The sequence below is a fragment of the Leclercia sp. LSNIH3 genome (assembly GCF_002935105.1).
Taxonomy (GTDB): domain Bacteria; phylum Pseudomonadota; class Gammaproteobacteria; order Enterobacterales; family Enterobacteriaceae; genus Enterobacter; species Enterobacter adecarboxylatus.
On sequence record NZ_CP026387.1, the window covers coordinates 3,214,922 to 3,229,995 of the forward strand.

The window sequence follows — 15,074 nt, forward strand, 5'->3', positions numbered from 1 at the left end:
AGATGAAGGTGTGGTCGGGTCTCAGATTTCGCAATCAGAAGTGAAACAGCTTCGGGTTGTGAGGTTAAGCGACCAAGCGTACACGGTGGATGCCTAGGCAGTCAGAGGCGATGAAGGACGTGCTAATCTGCGATAAGCGCCGGTAAGGTGATATGAACCGTTATAACCGGCGATTTCCGAATGGGGAAACCCAGTGTGACTCGTCACACTATCGTTAAGTGAATACATAGCTTAACGAAGCGAACCAGGGGAACTGAAACATCTAAGTACCCTGAGGAAAAGAAATCAACCGAGATTCCCCCAGTAGCGGCGAGCGAACGGGGAGCAGCCCAGAGTCTGAATCAGCATGTGTGTCAGTGGAAGCGTCTGGAAAGTCGCAGGGTACAGGGTGATACTCCCGTACACGAAGATGCATATGCTGTGAACTCGAAGAGTAGGGCGGGACACGTGGTATCCTGTCTGAATATGGGGGGACCATCCTCCAAGGCTAAATACTCCTGACTGACCGATAGTGAACCAGTACCGTGAGGGAAAGGCGAAAAGAACCCCGGCGAGGGGAGTGAAATAGAACCTGAAACCGTGTACGTACAAGCAGTGGGAGCACCCTTGTGGTGTGACTGCGTACCTTTTGTATAATGGGTCAGCGACTTATATTCTGTAGCAAGGTTAACCGTATAGGGGAGCCGAAGGGAAACCGAGTCTTAACTGGGCGTTAAGTTGCAGGGTATAGACCCGAAACCCGGTGATCTAGCCATGGGCAGGTTGAAGGTTGGGTAACACTAACTGGAGGACCGAACCGACTAATGTTGAAAAATTAGCGGATGACCTGTGGCTGGGGGTGAAAGGCCAATCAAACCGGGAGATAGCTGGTTCTCCCCGAAAGCTATTTAGGTAGCGCCTCGTGAATTCATCTCCGGGGGTAGAGCACTGTTTCGGCTAGGGGGCCATCCCGGCTTACCAACCCGATGCAAACTGCGAATACCGGAGAATGTTATCACGGGAGACACACGGCGGGTGCTAACGTCCGTCGTGAAGAGGGAAACAACCCAGACCGCCAGCTAAGGTCCCAAAGTCATGGTTAAGTGGGAAACGATGTGGGAAGGCACAGACAGCCAGGATGTTGGCTTAGAAGCAGCCATCATTTAAAGAAAGCGTAATAGCTCACTGGTCGAGTCGGCCTGCGCGGAAGATGTAACGGGGCTAAACCATGCACCGAAGCTGCGGCAGCGACACTTAGGTGTTGTTGGGTAGGGGAGCGTTCTGTAAGCCGTCGAAGGTGACCTGTGAGGGTTGCTGGAGGTATCAGAAGTGCGAATGCTGACATAAGTAACGATAAAGCGGGTGAAAAGCCCGCTCGCCGGAAGACCAAGGGTTCCTGTCCAACGTTAATCGGGGCAGGGTGAGTCGACCCCTAAGGCGAGGCCGAAAGGCGTAGTCGATGGGAAACAGGTTAATATTCCTGTACTCGGTGTTACTGCGAAGGGGGGACGGAGAAGGCTATGTTGGCCGGGCGACGGTTGTCCCGGTTTAAGCATGTAGGCGGAGGTTCCAGGTAAATCCGGTACCTTATTAACGCTGAGGTGTGATGACGAGGCACTACGGTGCTGAAGTAACAAATGCCCTGCTTCCAGGAAAAGCCTCTAAGCATCAGGTAACATCAAATCGTACCCCAAACCGACACAGGTGGTCAGGTAGAGAATACCAAGGCGCTTGAGAGAACTCGGGTGAAGGAACTAGGCAAAATGGTGCCGTAACTTCGGGAGAAGGCACGCTGATATGTAGGTGAAGCCCCTGCGGGTGGAGCTGAAATCAGTCGAAGATACCAGCTGGCTGCAACTGTTTATTAAAAACACAGCACTGTGCAAACACGAAAGTGGACGTATACGGTGTGACGCCTGCCCGGTGCCGGAAGGTTAATTGATGGGGTTAGCGGCAACGCGAAGCTCTTGATCGAAGCCCCGGTAAACGGCGGCCGTAACTATAACGGTCCTAAGGTAGCGAAATTCCTTGTCGGGTAAGTTCCGACCTGCACGAATGGCGTAATGATGGCCAGGCTGTCTCCACCCGAGACTCAGTGAAATTGAAATCGCTGTGAAGATGCAGTGTACCCGCGGCAAGACGGAAAGACCCCGTGAACCTTTACTATAGCTTGACACTGAACACTGGTCCTTGATGTGTAGGATAGGTGGGAGGCTTTGAAGCGTGGACGCCAGTCTGCGTGGAGCCATCCTTGAAATACCACCCTTTAATGGCTGGTGTTCTAACGTGGACCCGTTACCCGGGTTGCGGACAGTGTCTGGTGGGTAGTTTGACTGGGGCGGTCTCCTCCTAAAGAGTAACGGAGGAGCACGAAGGTTAGCTAATCCTGGTCGGACATCAGGAGGTTAGTGCAATGGCATAAGCTAGCTTGACTGCGAGAGTGACGGCTCGAGCAGGTGCGAAAGCAGGTCATAGTGATCCGGTGGTTCTGTATGGAAGGGCCATCGCTCAACGGATAAAAGGTACTCCGGGGATAACAGGCTGATACCGCCCAAGAGTTCATATCGACGGCGGTGTTTGGCACCTCGATGTCGGCTCATCACATCCTGGGGCTGAAGTAGGTCCCAAGGGTACGGCTGTTCGCCGTTTAAAGTGGTACGCGAGCTGGGTTTAGAACGTCGTGAGACAGTTCGGTCCCTATCTGCCGTGGGCGCTGGAGAATTGAGGGGGGCTGCTCCTAGTACGAGAGGACCGGAGTGGACGCATCACTGGTGTTCGGGTTGTCATGCCAATGGCACTGCCCGGTAGCTAAATGCGGAAAAGATAAGTGCTGAAAGCATCTAAGCACGAAACTTGCCCCGAGATGAGTTCTCCCTGAGCCTTTAAGGCTCCTGAAGGAACGTTGAAGACGACGACGTTGATAGGTCGGGTGTGTAAGCGCAGCGATGCGTTGAGCTAACCGATACTAATGAACCGTGAGGCTTAACCTTACAACGCCGAAGCTGTTTTCGGCGACTGAGACAATTTTCAGCTGAACCAGATTAACCGGGTGGCCCGCGAGGCGGCCCGGAAACAGAATTTGCCTGGCGGCTGTAGCGCGGTGGTCCCACCTGACCCCATGCCGAACTCAGAAGTGAAACGCCGTAGCGCCGATGGTAGTGTGGGGTCTCCCCATGCGAGAGTAGGGAACTGCCAGGCATCAAATCGGAAACCCCGTACCGCAAGGTACGGGGTTTTTTGTCGTCTGCATGAAAAAATCCTCAGGCCCTGAAACCCTGCAACTCTCAAACCCTCAAATCCTCAGGCCATAAAACCCTAACCCCGGCCGGGTGGCGGGCAATTAAGGCTTTTCTTTCGGCATATCTCCTGCTTTCAATGTAAATGAGATTTATTATCAGTAATACTTTACAGCTGGAATTCAAAGTTGTATTTTATATGCATGTTTTAAGTCGGAGGTATTTATGAGCCATCACAGAATCCCTAAAAACTGGACCATCAAACGTTCAACTCCCTTTTTTACGAAAGACAATGTTCCAGCAGCGCTTCTGAGCCACCACAACACCGCAGCTGGTATCTTTGGCCAGCTCTGCGTGATGGAAGGGACAGTGACTTACTACGGCTTCGCCAACGAAGAGGCGACAGAGCCAGAAGTGAAAGTGGTGATTAACGCGGGAACCTTTGCGACCAGCCCACCGCAGTACTGGCACCGTATTGAGATGACCGATGATGCACAGTTTAATATCAATTTCTGGGCCGAACCGCCGTTTTCCGGTGATGAAGTTTACAGCGCGAAAAAGGCATAATCTCAATGCTCCCTTATCATTAATAAGGGAGCTCCTTCATACAGTGTGAAAGCATTATGATCCATTTCCTCAGACACTCTTCAACGCGGGTAGACTACGGCGAGCAGGAATCCTGCGGGGAGCTACTTCTGCTTCACGTGGCTGAATATCAGGAGTATCTTTCCTGCAAAGCGCCTTTGTGGCCGGATCTTCATCAGGATCAACAGGCTGATACGGGATCAAATGATCCCTCCGCCGGAAGATCGCTATGAAGATCGTCGCTATTGAGGCCAATATCGCTGCAGGAAAAAGCACTCTGCTGGAGCCTCTGGCGGCAGCGTTATCAGATAAAACAGGCGCATACTGGAATGTGCTAAAGGAACCCGTAGATGAAGATCCGGTGTTCCTTGAGTTACTGCAGGTCTTCGTTGAGAACCCGCACGACGCAGACGCCAGGGTGGCTTTTCAGCTCTATATAACCGATTCCCGACAGCGCCTGTTAAACAATCTCCCGGAAGGGAACTACGTTATTGAGCGCTCTCTTTACAGCGATATCGTGTTCTGCCATGTGAATTTTCTAACGACTGAACAGCCATCGGCCCGTTATATGTCCTATTTCTACCAGGTTAAGGAACACCTTAAGAGCTACCCACATATCGATCTGGTGGTCTATATCGATCGTGATGCAGAGTCCTGTTATAACGACTGTATGGCACGAGGGCGGTCTGGAGAGGATAAATATACGCTGGACTACTTTGAGGACGTTAAAGCCTTCCACGACGCCTGTCTGCCGCAAATTACCCGCCAGTATGGCTCAAAGTTGCTGACGCATCATGTCCAGTCGGGTTTTGCATGCCCAAAAAAGCTGGCAGATTCGGTGACTGCAAAGCTGGAAGAGAGAGTGCCGTAGTAGTACTGTTTCTCCAAAAGCAAAAAACTGTTTTCGGGCGGACTCTCTAAATAGTGGTGCCCGGACCCGGACTAATGCCGAAGGCGTTGAACAGCACGCTTGTCGCGCTGGCCCCGAAGGGGTGAGCCGCTGGCGGCGAATAATCGAACGTAGTTCGATGGAGAGTCCTGAACCCCTGAAAGCAAAAAACCAGCCCTAAGGCTGGTTTTTCTAAATAGTGGTGCCCGGACTCGGAATCGAACCAAGGACACGGGGATTTTCAATCCCCTGCTCTACCGACTGAGCTATCCGGGCAACGGGGCGAATTAAACCCGATCCGCCTCGTGCCGTCAACGGAATTTGTTGAATTCGCTACCGACCGCACACTCTCTCGCCAGTTTGCTGCTATCTCAGGCAAAAAACGCGGTCCACAGGGCAGAAAGGGGCATGGCGATCACCAGCGCTGGTAGCATATTTACCACCGCAAACATCTTAATTCCGCATATTCGCAGCCCTGTTGCCAGCAGCAGCAAACCGCCGACAGCGGTGAAGTCTGCCATCATCGCTGGCGTGGTCAGGGGTAAGATTAGCGTGGCGCAGGTTGCGAGGGCGAGCTGGATAAGCAGCATCGGCACGCAAATCGCGGCCACGGCGATACCCAGCGTGGTCGCAAAAATCGTCGCGGTAAAGAAATCCAGGAAGGCTTTGGCGATAAGAATGCTGGGGTCGCCGGTCATCCCCTCCTGCATCGAACCAAAGATCCCTGTGCCGCTGGCGCAAAACAGAATGATAATGGCAACATAATTCTGGATATAGGAGTCATGAGCGCCGCCCTTATGCTGACCGCGCGAGAGCAGGTTTTTCGCTCTGCTGACGGCGCCGTTAATTCCCTTCTCCAGATAGCAGAACTCGCCAATCAGTGCCCCGAGCAGCGTTGCCAGCACCATCACTGGCAGGTTAGCGCACTTGATGACCAGCAGAATACCAATTCCCAATGAGGCCAGGCCAAAGATAGAGGGCATTGAAGAGCGAATACGCTCCGGTAATCGCTGGCTGAGCACGGCGCCAAGTACGCCGCCCAGCAGCACGGCTCCCGCATTGATAAACGGTCCAATAACCACTGTGAACTCCTGTTATTTACTCATTGATCTTGCATTATTATTACTCTTTTCAGTGAGTAATCACCAAGTGTTATCCCGTTTTTTGCATAATGATTCCTTCTTGCGCCCCCTGGCGAAAGGTGACATTATTGCGCGAATTTTCTCCTCTCAGATACGGGGCCGCCGATGAACAGACTCTCTTTTGCTGCGCGAATGGCTGGCCGTATCGACACATCTTATTCTACGCTCACCATGCGGTGAGGGTAATGCAGGCTCACTGCAGGACAACAGTAAAACCAGACGCGTTCTGTTTTTACTGATGTCTGGCGGTCGGAGCTGAACTCCGGTCAGACACATTCGTTGGACAGGGGGACTCCCTGTCCGGGGCTTTTTCTCGCCTTGCACGGGTATTTGCGCTTATGAAATCAATGAAAATTGCCGTCAGCCGTGAGCTGGCGTCCGCGTTGTCCACGCACCGGGAAGTGGTGACGCTGGATAACACCGATTTTACGGATGTGGCGGCAGTCGTCATTACCGTCGCTGACAGTCACAGCGGCATCCTCGCGTTACTGAAACGCACCGGCTTTAACCTGCCTGTATTTATGTTCTCGCCTCAGCCTGTTGAGATCCCTGCGGGCGTTGATGGCGTGATCGACGGCAAAGCGCAGGAGTGGTTAGAGCTGGAAGCCGCAGCCTGTCGCTACGAAGAGAACCTGCTGCCGCCGTTTTTCGACACCCTCAGCCAGTATGTGGCCATGGACAACAGCACCTTTGCCTGTCCTGGGCACCAGCACGGAGCGTTCTTTAAGAAACACCCGGCCGGGCGTCAGTTTTACGATTTCTTTGGTGAAAATGTTTTTCGTGCCGATATGTGCAACGCCGACGTGAAGTTGGGCGATCTGCTGATCCATGAAGGTTCCGCCAAACACGCGCAGAAGTTTGCCGCAAAGGTGTTTAACGCCGACAAGACCTATTTCGTGCTCAACGGGACTTCGGCCGCCAATAAGGTGGTGACCAATGCGCTACTCACCCGTGGCGATCTGGTGCTGTTTGACCGCAACAACCATAAATCTAACCATCACGGTGCGCTGATTCAGGCCGGGGCCACGCCCGTTTATCTCGAAGCGGCACGCAACCCGTTTGGCTTCATTGGCGGTATTGATGACCGTTGCTTTGACGAGACGTACCTGCGGGAGCTGATCCGTGAAGTTGCACCGGAAAAAGCCCGTGACGCGCGTCCGTTCCGTCTGGCAGTGATCCAGCTCGGCACCTATGACGGCACTATCTATAATGCCCGTCAGGTAATCGATAAAATCGGCCAGCTGTGCTACTACATCCTGTTTGACTCCGCATGGGTAGGTTACGAGCAGTTTATCCCGATGATGGCCGACAGCTCACCGCTGTTGCTTGAACTCAACGAGAACGATCCAGGGATCTTTGTCACCCAGTCAGTGCATAAACAGCAGGCCGGTTTCTCCCAGACCTCGCAGATCCACAAAAAGGATAACCATATCCGCGGCCAGGCCCGTTTCTGCCCGCATAAGCGGCTCAACAACGCATTTATGCTGCATGCCTCGACCAGCCCGTTCTATCCGCTGTTTGCGGCCCTCGACGTGAATGCCAAGATCCATGAAGGGGAGAGCGGGCGTCGACTGTGGGCTGAGTGCGTTGCGCTGGGTATCGAAGCGCGCAAGGCGATCATTGCTAACTGCAAAATGATTAAACCTTTTATCCCGCCGGTGGTGGCCGGGCGTCCGTGGCAGGATCATCCTACCCACGCCATTGCCAGCGAGCTGCGTTTCTTCAGCTTTGAGCCGGGTGCGAAATGGCACGGTTTTGAGGGCTATGCCGAGGAACAATATTTTGTCGACCCATGCAAGCTGCTGCTGACCACCCCGGGCATCGATGCTGAAAGCGGGGAGTACACTGACTTTGGCATCCCGGCGACCATTCTGGCGCACTACCTGCGCGAGAAAGGCATTGTGCCGGAGAAGTGCGATCTCAACTCCATACTCTTCCTGCTCACCCCGGCAGAGAGCGCAGAGAAGATGGCGCAACTGGTGGCGATGCTGGGTCAGTTTGAACAGCACATCGAGGACGACACTCCGCTGGCGGATGTTCTGCCAACCATCTGGAAGAAATACCCGGTGCGCTATCGCGATTACACCCTGCGTCAGCTCTGCCAGGAGATGCACGATCTGTACGTCAGCTTTGACGTGAAGGATCTGCAGAAAGCGATGTTCCGCAAAGAGAGCCTGCCCACCGTGGCAATGAACCCGCAGGATGCTAACCAGGCCTTTATTCGCGGTAACGTCGAGCTGGTGCGCATCAGCGAAGCCGAAGGGCGCATTGCGGCAGAAGGGGCGTTGCCATACCCGCCGGGCGTGCTGTGTGTCGTACCGGGCGAACTGTGGGGTGGGGCGGTGCAGCGTTACTTCCTGGCGCTGGAAGAGGGCGTTAATTTGCTGCCTGGTTTTTCACCGGAATTGCAGGGCGTTTACAGCGAGAAGGATGCGGACGGGATTAAGCGGTTGTACGGCTATGTACTGAAATAAATGTACTGAAATAAAAAAATCCCCCCTCAGCAGGAGGGGGGAACGTAACAGATTAATGCGCGATGCTCTGCGCACCTGTTGGAGTACGAACATGTTTGTACTTGAACAACACCATGAAGGCGAAGGCCAGTACCAGTGAGTAGCCTGCAAAGATCAGCCACACCGGCTGCCAGTCAGTAATACCGTTAGTGGTATACATCTCTACAACCTTACCGCTCACCACGCCGCCGAGAATACAGCCGAAGCCATTGGTCATCATCAGGAACATACCCTGGGCGCTGGCGCGGATTTCCGGGCGAACCTCTTTTTCCACAAACACGGAACCAGAGATGTTGAAGAAGTCGAAGGCGCAGCCATAGACAATCATCGACAGCACCAGCAGCACAGTACCGAAGGCTGACGGGTCGCCGTAAGCAAACAGACCGAAGCGCAGCATCCACGCGAAAATACTGATCATCATTACGTTCTTAATACCGTAGCGGCTCAGGAAGAACGGGATGGTCAGGATGAACAGCGTTTCGGAGATCTGCGAAATCGACATCATTACCGACGCATGCTCAACGATAAAGCTCCCGGAGAACAGCGGGTCGTTATCGAAGCTGTGCAGGAAGGTATTGCCGAACATGTTGGTGATCTGCAGTTCCGCACCCAGCAGCATGGAGAAGATAAAGAAGATCGCCATACGTTTGTTTTTAAACAGCGCGAAAGCATCCAGGCCGAGCATCGCGCTCCAGCTCTGGTTTTTCTGCTGGTTAGAAACCGGAATATGCGGCAGGGTCAGGGTGAACAACGCCAGCAGGAGAGACAGCGCAGCACCGATATAGAGCTGCATGTGGCTCAGTTCAAAGCCTGCGAAGCTCACTGCCCACATCGCCATAATGAAGCCAATGGTGCCCCAGATACGGATCGGTGGGAAGTCGGTCACGATATCCATACCGGCGTCTTTCAGACGGTAGTAGGAGATGGTGTTAATCAGGCCCAACGTTGGCATATAGGCCAGCGAGTTAAGCAGGATCACCATAAACATCGCCCCTGGCGTAGTGACCTCGGCCGCCATAAATAGCGTACCCGCCCCTACCAGATGGCAAAGCGCGTACACCCACTTGGCGCTTATCCACTTATCCGCCACGATCCCGAGCAGAGTCGGCATCAGGACGGCGGCGATACCCAAAGAACTGTAAACGGCACCGATAGAGGCGCCATCGAACTTGAGCGTGACAAACATGTAGGAGCCGAGCGTGGTTAGCCAGCTCCCCCACAGACAGAACTGCAGAAACGACAAGATTTTAAGCTGCAGCTTAAGGTTCATGTTACTTTCCTCACAAGAGAGCGGGCTGTATGTTGGTGTAGAAACATTTAGGTTTTGTATTTGATGCAATTCTATCAGCGAGTGACGTGATGTTTTGTTACCTCCCGCAAAAAAATGCAATCCACATTAATTTGCAGTTTGGATTGTGATGCAAATAACACTTTCCTATGGATGAGGCAGTGACAGGGGAAGTGAATCTTTACCCTCTCCGGGGAGGAGAGGGTAAAAGAGAGAATGTTACTTTCTACGATAGCCCTTTTGCGCCGTATTGACCTTGTAAAGGTAGCGCCGGGACTCTGCGGAAGGGTGACGGCTGGTCAGGGTCTGGTAAACATCCCCTGGCGTCATGCTGTTGATGATGTTTGCTGCCTGGATTTTGTCGCTGGAGAAGACCCGTAGCACGCTGCCCGCGCCACCGTTATAGGCGGTGATCACCGCATAGCGACGCGAGGTCGGGTTATCGATGCCGCTCAGATAGACGTTATTCAGCATGGCCAGATAGGCGGTGCCGGTATCAATGTTGCTGGCAGGATCAAACAGATAACTGCGGCTTGGTGTGCCCGATCTTCCCTGCGAACGGAACACATCTTTCCCGGCGCTGTGCTGAACAACCTGCATCAGGCCCAGGGCGTCGGACCGGCTCACCGCGTACGGGTTAAACGAGGATTCAGTCTGCATAATCGCCAGGATCAACGATTCGTCCACCCCATATTTACGCGAGGCCTGACGTACCATCCCGACGTATTTATGCGCACGTTTATCAAGGTGGTTGGGTACCAGATTAATGGTCACGCTGTAGATAACGCGCAGACCATTGCTGCGGCTCTTCAGACGCGTTTGCAGCAGGTAGTTGGCAAAGTTATTGGCACGACCTTCCCAGCGAATCGATTGACCGGTTTGGTCCACCACCTGGCCATAGAGGAACGGCTCTTTTGAAATGGTGATGTCGTCAGCGTCGGAGTAGAGGTCGATAGAGCCGGGATCGTCACCCATCAGCAAGGTTTTCACGATCGCCTCGCGTAAACGCGCCGCAGGATCGGTCCCGGCGATGGTTTCGACGGTGATGGTACCCTCGTCAAAGTTGATGTGGCTGCGGGTCTGGTAAGCGTCGGTGTACTTAACGTAGTCCTTTGGTCCGGCGATCAGAACCTCGTTAAATCCCCATATATTTTCGATGTTGTGGGCAAACTGCCCCATCAGAATGTCAAAACCGTTGGTGTCCTTGACCCAGGCTTCGTTATAGCTATCGCCTTTATTACTGGAGGAACACGAAACAAGTAACGGTGCAACAAGAGCAAGCGCTAAAAATTTTTTCATCATTCCGGGAGTGCGTGTTGTGTTTGCTTTGGCGCGAGTGGCAGGTGGCGTTACGCTTACCCGGCCTGGTTACCGTAGGCCTGTGCAAGCGTAGCGCCGCCGGGCATCAGCCCGCAGGGAATTATTTTTCCGGTGGTGTATAGCCTTCGATGTGAACGTCTTTGCCTTCAAACAGGAAATTCACCATCTCCTGCTCCAGCTGCTTGCGGTGTTCAACGTTCATCATGTTGAGCTTGCGCTCGTTAATCAGCATGGTTTGCTTTTGCTGCCACTGCGCCCATGCCTCTTTTGAGATCTCGTTATAGATGCGCTTACCCAGGTCCCCCGGATAAAGCTGGAAGTCCTGGCCTTCTGCGTCGCGTTGCAGGAAGGTACAAAAAATTGTTCTGGCCATACTGATTCCTCTTTGTCGCCCGGAGCTAAACCGTTGCTCCGACACGTAATTGCTGTAAAAGGCGCTCTACAGGAGCTGCCAGCCCCACTGATGGCGGTTGCGCTAAGTTATACCAGAGAGCGGTGCCTTCATCCATGCACGAGGTGAATGAGGACACGGGAAGCCACATCGGAACAATATCCAGATGGAAGTGGCTGAAGGTATGACGAAACGCCGTGAGTTGCTGAAGAGTATCGGCAGGGATGCCGCGTTGCGCCAGCCAGTCGCGAAGGCTCTCTTCATTCTCGAACTGCGGGAAGCAGAATAAACCGCCCCACAAACCGCTTGGTGGACGCTGAGCGAGGTACACCGTCTCTTGGTGCTGCATCAGCAGAAAATAGCCGGTGCGCTCAGGCAGCGTCTGCTTCGGTTTTTTACCGGGATACTGCGCCCAGCTGTGGTTGGCATAAGCCACACACAGATTATTCAGCGGGCAGAGTTCACATTTGGGCTTCGAGCGGGTGCAGACCATCGCTCCCAGATCCATCATTGCCTGGTTAAAGCGTTCGACGCCGTTAGCGGGGGTTACTGCCTCACTGATTTCCCACAGACGCTTCTCCACCTCTTTCTTGCCCGGCCAGCCGCCAACGGCATAGCAGCGCGCCAGCACGCGTTTCACATTGCCGTCGAGAATAGGAAAGTGTTTACCCAGCGAGAGGGAGAGGATCGCCCCCGCGGTAGATCGCCCGACACCCGGCAGGGCTGCCACCTCCTCGAACGTTTCAGGGAAGATGCCACCGTGTAGCGACACCACCTGCTGGGCGGCTTTATGCAGATTGCGGGCGCGGGCGTAGTAGCCTAGCCCAGTCCACAGATGCAGTACCTCATCAAGCGGGGCGGTAGCCAGATCGGTTACCGTTGGAAAACGCGCCATAAAGCGCTCAAAGTAGGGGATAACAGTCGCGACCTGCGTTTGTTGCAACATCACCTCAGAGAGCCATACTTTGTAGGGTGTTTTTTCAATTTGCCAGGGCAGGGTTTTACGCCCGTATTTGTCGTACCAGTCCAGCACCTGGGCTGAAAATTGAGAGGCTTGCATGGTCTTCGCTTCGCGATATCAGGGACGCAGATTGCAGCACAGAGGCCTGCGGCTGTAAACCGGATCTTTCCCATGCTTGCATCCCATCATTAACTTTGGATAATGCCCGTTTCCCGAACATTCTCACAAGCAGACTACTCTTTTATGAAAAACGACGTCATATCACCGGAATTTGATGAAAACGGCCGCCCGCTGCGCCGTATTCGCAGCTTTGTCCGCCGTCAGGGGCGCCTGACAAAGGGGCAGCAACACGCGCTGGATAACTACTGGCCGGTGATGGGCGTGGAGTTCACCGAACAGCCGCTCGACTTTGTGGAGCTGTTTGGCCGCGACGCGCCGATTACGCTGGAGATCGGTTTCGGCATGGGCGCCTCGCTGGTGACAATGGCAAAAGCGCGCCCGGAGCAGAATTTCCTCGGTATTGAGGTTCACTCGCCGGGCGTGGGTGCTTGCCTGGCAACGGCTCATGAAGAGGGCGTCGAGAACCTGCGGGTGATGTGTCATGACGCGGTGGAAGTGCTGCACAAGATGATCCCTGACAATTCTCTGAACATGGTTCAGCTCTTTTTCCCTGACCCATGGCACAAAGCACGCCATAATAAACGCCGTATTGTTCAGGCACCCTTTGCTGAGCTGGTAAAGAGCAAACTGAAGCTGGGTGGTGTTTTCCACATGGCGACCGACTGGGAACAGTATGCGGAGCATATGCTGGAAGTGATGTCGTCACTCGACGGGTATAAAAACCAGTCGGCGAGCAATGATTATGTGCCGCGTCCTGACTCACGTCCGGTAACGAAATTTGAACAGCGTGGCCATCGTCTTGGTCACGGCGTATGGGACTTAATGTTCGAGAGGGTGAAATAATGGCAAAGAACCGTAGCCGTCGTCTGCGTAAGAAAATGCACATCGAAGAATTCCAGGAAATTGGTTTTTCGGTTGCATGGCGTTTCCCGGAAGGCACCAGTGTAGAAAAAATTGATGAAGAGGTAGATGCCTTCATCAATGAAGTTATCGAGCCGAACAAGCTGGCGTTTGACGGCAGTGGCTACCTGGCGTGGGAAGGTTTGATCTGCAAACAAGAGATCGGCCAGTGCACCGAAGAGCATCAGGCCATCGTGCGTAAGTGGCTGGAAGACCGTAAATTCGAAGAGGTACGCATCAGCGAACTTTTCGATATTTGGTGGGACTAATAGAACATAAGGGGCCAGCAATTGCTGGCCCGTTTTGTATAAGGGAGAAGATATGATGCGCAAAACGCTGCTCGCTGCGGCTTTAATGACGACGGCTCTGACCGCTCACGCCGACTACAAATGCGAAGTCACGCCGCGTGATGACGTGATCCTGAGCCCGCAAACCGTGCAGGTAAAAGGGGAGAACGGCAATCTGGTGATCACCCCGGATGGCAATGTCATGTTCAACGGCAAGCAGTACACGCTGAGCGCAGCCCAACGTGAACAGGCAAAAGATTACCAGGCCGATCTGCGTAGCGCGCTGCCGTGGATCGATGAAGGTGCTCTGACACGCGTAGAAAAAGGCCGTGTCGCGCTGGATAAGATCATCGCTAAAGAGGTGGGGGAGAGCAGCAATATGCGCTCGCGCCTGACCAAACTGGATGCCCAGTTAAAAGAGCAGATGAACCGTATTATTGAACATCGTACCGATGGCCTGACGTTCCACTATCAGGCGATCGATCAGGTGCGTGCTGATGGCCAACAGCTGGTTAACCAGGCGATGGGCGGCATTTTGCAGGACAGCATCAACGAGATGGGTGCCAAAGCGGTGCTGAAAGGCGGTGGCAACCCGCTGCAGGGCGTGCTGGGTAGCCTGGGCGGCCTGCAAACCTCAATTCAGAACGAGTGGAAAAACCAGGAAGCGGATTTCAAAGCTTTCGGCAAAGATGTGTGCAAACGCGTAGTGTCGCTGGAAGAGAGCCGCAAGGGGCTGGTGGGGTCGCTGAAGTAGTGTAGTGCGGTCTGGACCCCTCACCCTAACCCTCTCCCCAAAGGGGAGAGGGAAAAGTTTGCTGCCCGAGGCGTACCCGCGAATGTTTTGCCTCGTTCCCCCAAAGGGAAGAGGGAACAGTTTGCTGCCCGAGGTGAGACCGGGAAGGGTTTGCCTCCTTCCCCCAAAGGGAGAGGGAACAGTTTGCAGCCCGAAGTGAGCCCGGAAATGGTTTACCTCCTTTTCTCACAGGGCAGAAGGAGCAGTTTGCTGCCCGAGGTGAGCCCAGGTATGGTTTGCTCCCTCTCCCTTTCAGGGAGAGGGTCGGGGTGAGGGTAAAAGCGTTTGCAGCTTCTCTAAAATTTCATCCAACACCCCTTCCTCGTTATGCCAGATTTCGTTGTTCCAGAACCGAATCACCTGCCAGCCTTTTTGATTCAGCCAGACGGTTCTCTGCCGGTCATATTCTTCTCTTTCATCGTGTTGTCCTCCATCCAGCTCAATAGCCAGGCGAGCTTCGCAACAAACGAAATCCAGAATGTAATTCCCAACAGGATGCTGGCGACGAAATTTATAGTGAGCGAATCGACGACTACGTAACCGATACCAGAGTCGTCTCTCTTCTGTGGTCAGCTCACGGCGGAGCTGTTTTGCATAAGAGCGAATCATGTCCATCCCCGCACTCTGCCAGCTTTTCCCTCAGCCAGCAGAACGGGATGCAACATCCTGA

The 15,074-nt window shown here is 53.7% G+C and carries 12 protein-coding genes, 1 tRNA gene and 2 rRNA genes; 8 read left to right on the forward strand and 7 right to left on the reverse strand.

The window, feature by feature from the left end; all coding sequences use genetic code 11:
* Nucleotides 1-62: 62 nt before the first annotated feature.
* From C3F35_RS15635 to C3F35_RS15650, 4 genes are all read left to right on the forward strand, one after another.
* Nucleotides 63-2,969, forward strand: a 23S ribosomal RNA gene (locus C3F35_RS15635).
* A gap of 92 nt (nucleotides 2,970-3,061) precedes the next feature.
* Nucleotides 3,062-3,177 (forward strand): 5S ribosomal RNA (rrf, locus tag C3F35_RS15640).
* 263 nt (nucleotides 3,178-3,440) lie between these two features.
* Nucleotides 3,441-3,782, forward strand: a complete 342-nt coding sequence (locus C3F35_RS15645; protein ID WP_103792624.1) for a DUF1971 domain-containing protein — start codon at nucleotides 3,441-3,443, stop codon at nucleotides 3,780-3,782.
* Between the two features lie 247 nt (nucleotides 3,783-4,029).
* Entirely contained in the window at nucleotides 4,030-4,671 is a 642-nt protein-coding gene (locus C3F35_RS15650) for a deoxynucleoside kinase (protein WP_103792623.1), read from the forward strand.
* A gap of 218 nt (nucleotides 4,672-4,889) precedes the next feature.
* Here C3F35_RS15650 and C3F35_RS15655 read toward each other — a convergent pair.
* A tRNA-Phe gene (locus C3F35_RS15655) sits at nucleotides 4,890-4,965 on the reverse strand.
* A gap of 95 nt (nucleotides 4,966-5,060) precedes the next feature.
* Nucleotides 5,061-5,771: a DUF554 domain-containing protein gene (locus C3F35_RS15660; protein WP_032613982.1), complete on the reverse strand. Its 711-nt coding sequence runs from the start codon at nucleotides 5,769-5,771 to the stop codon at nucleotides 5,061-5,063.
* 398 nt (nucleotides 5,772-6,169) lie between these two features.
* Here C3F35_RS15660 and C3F35_RS15665 point away from each other — a divergent pair, with 398 nt between their 5' ends.
* A complete protein-coding gene (locus tag C3F35_RS15665) occupies nucleotides 6,170-8,305 on the forward strand; it encodes an ornithine decarboxylase (RefSeq protein ID WP_103792622.1) in 2,136 nt (711 codons plus the stop codon).
* A gap of 52 nt (nucleotides 8,306-8,357) precedes the next feature.
* On the opposite strand, the gene C3F35_RS15670 is transcribed toward C3F35_RS15665, so the two are convergent.
* From C3F35_RS15670 to mutY, 4 genes are all read right to left on the reverse strand, one after another.
* Nucleotides 8,358-9,614, reverse strand: coding sequence for a nucleoside permease (locus C3F35_RS15670; RefSeq protein ID WP_032613978.1), 1,257 nt, complete (start codon nucleotides 9,612-9,614; stop codon nucleotides 8,358-8,360).
* A gap of 237 nt (nucleotides 9,615-9,851) precedes the next feature.
* Nucleotides 9,852-10,931: a membrane-bound lytic murein transglycosylase MltC gene (mltC, locus tag C3F35_RS15675; protein WP_032613975.1), complete on the reverse strand. Its 1,080-nt coding sequence runs from the start codon at nucleotides 10,929-10,931 to the stop codon at nucleotides 9,852-9,854.
* 121 nt (nucleotides 10,932-11,052) lie between these two features.
* On the reverse strand, nucleotides 11,053-11,325 hold the full coding sequence (locus tag C3F35_RS15680; protein ID WP_032613973.1) for an oxidative damage protection protein: 273 nt from the start codon (nucleotides 11,323-11,325) through the stop codon (nucleotides 11,053-11,055).
* Nucleotides 11,326-11,350: 25 nt separating this feature from the next.
* Nucleotides 11,351-12,403: an A/G-specific adenine glycosylase gene (gene mutY, locus C3F35_RS15685; RefSeq protein WP_103792621.1), complete on the reverse strand. Its 1,053-nt coding sequence runs from the start codon at nucleotides 12,401-12,403 to the stop codon at nucleotides 11,351-11,353.
* 144 nt (nucleotides 12,404-12,547) lie between these two features.
* On the opposite strand from mutY, the gene trmB reads away from it, so the two are divergent.
* From trmB to C3F35_RS15700, 3 genes are read left to right on the forward strand one after another with little or no spacing between them, the layout of a single operon-like run.
* Nucleotides 12,548-13,267, forward strand: coding sequence for a tRNA (guanosine(46)-N7)-methyltransferase TrmB (trmB, locus tag C3F35_RS15690; RefSeq protein ID WP_032613969.1), 720 nt, complete (start codon nucleotides 12,548-12,550; stop codon nucleotides 13,265-13,267).
* Nucleotides 13,267-13,593, forward strand: coding sequence for a YggL family protein (locus C3F35_RS15695; RefSeq protein WP_059307224.1), 327 nt, complete (start codon nucleotides 13,267-13,269; stop codon nucleotides 13,591-13,593). The genes trmB and C3F35_RS15695 overlap by 1 nt, the downstream gene beginning before the upstream one ends.
* Before the next feature lie 52 nt (nucleotides 13,594-13,645).
* Nucleotides 13,646-14,365, forward strand: coding sequence for a DUF2884 domain-containing protein (locus C3F35_RS15700; protein ID WP_103792620.1), 720 nt, complete (start codon nucleotides 13,646-13,648; stop codon nucleotides 14,363-14,365).
* Between the two features lie 291 nt (nucleotides 14,366-14,656).
* On the opposite strand, the gene C3F35_RS15705 is transcribed toward C3F35_RS15700, so the two are convergent.
* Nucleotides 14,657-15,019, reverse strand: a complete 363-nt coding sequence (locus tag C3F35_RS15705; RefSeq protein ID WP_103792619.1) for an endonuclease domain-containing protein — start codon at nucleotides 15,017-15,019, stop codon at nucleotides 14,657-14,659.
* Nucleotides 15,020-15,074: the final 55 nt, after the last annotated feature.

Coding starts and splice junctions, on each gene's coding strand:
- C3F35_RS15645 (WP_103792624.1), top strand. CDS start 3,441: ATGAGCCATCACAGAATCCCTAAAAACTGGACCATCAAACGTTCAACT.
- C3F35_RS15650 (WP_103792623.1), top strand. CDS start 4,030: ATGAAGATCGTCGCTATTGAGGCCAATATCGCTGCAGGAAAAAGCACT.
- C3F35_RS15665 (WP_103792622.1), top strand. CDS start 6,170: ATGAAATCAATGAAAATTGCCGTCAGCCGTGAGCTGGCGTCCGCGTTG.
- C3F35_RS15670 (WP_032613978.1), bottom strand. CDS start 9,614: ATGAACCTTAAGCTGCAGCTTAAAATCTTGTCGTTTCTGCAGTTCTGT.
- mltC (WP_032613975.1), bottom strand. CDS start 10,931: ATGAAAAAATTTTTAGCGCTTGCTCTTGTTGCACCGTTACTTGTTTCG.
- C3F35_RS15680 (WP_032613973.1), bottom strand. CDS start 11,325: ATGGCCAGAACAATTTTTTGTACCTTCCTGCAACGCGACGCAGAAGGC.
- mutY (WP_103792621.1), bottom strand. CDS start 12,403: ATGCAAGCCTCTCAATTTTCAGCCCAGGTGCTGGACTGGTACGACAAA.
- trmB (WP_032613969.1), top strand. CDS start 12,548: ATGAAAAACGACGTCATATCACCGGAATTTGATGAAAACGGCCGCCCG.
- C3F35_RS15695 (WP_059307224.1), top strand. CDS start 13,267: ATGGCAAAGAACCGTAGCCGTCGTCTGCGTAAGAAAATGCACATCGAA.
- C3F35_RS15700 (WP_103792620.1), top strand. CDS start 13,646: ATGATGCGCAAAACGCTGCTCGCTGCGGCTTTAATGACGACGGCTCTG.
- C3F35_RS15705 (WP_103792619.1), bottom strand. CDS start 15,019: ATGGACATGATTCGCTCTTATGCAAAACAGCTCCGCCGTGAGCTGACC.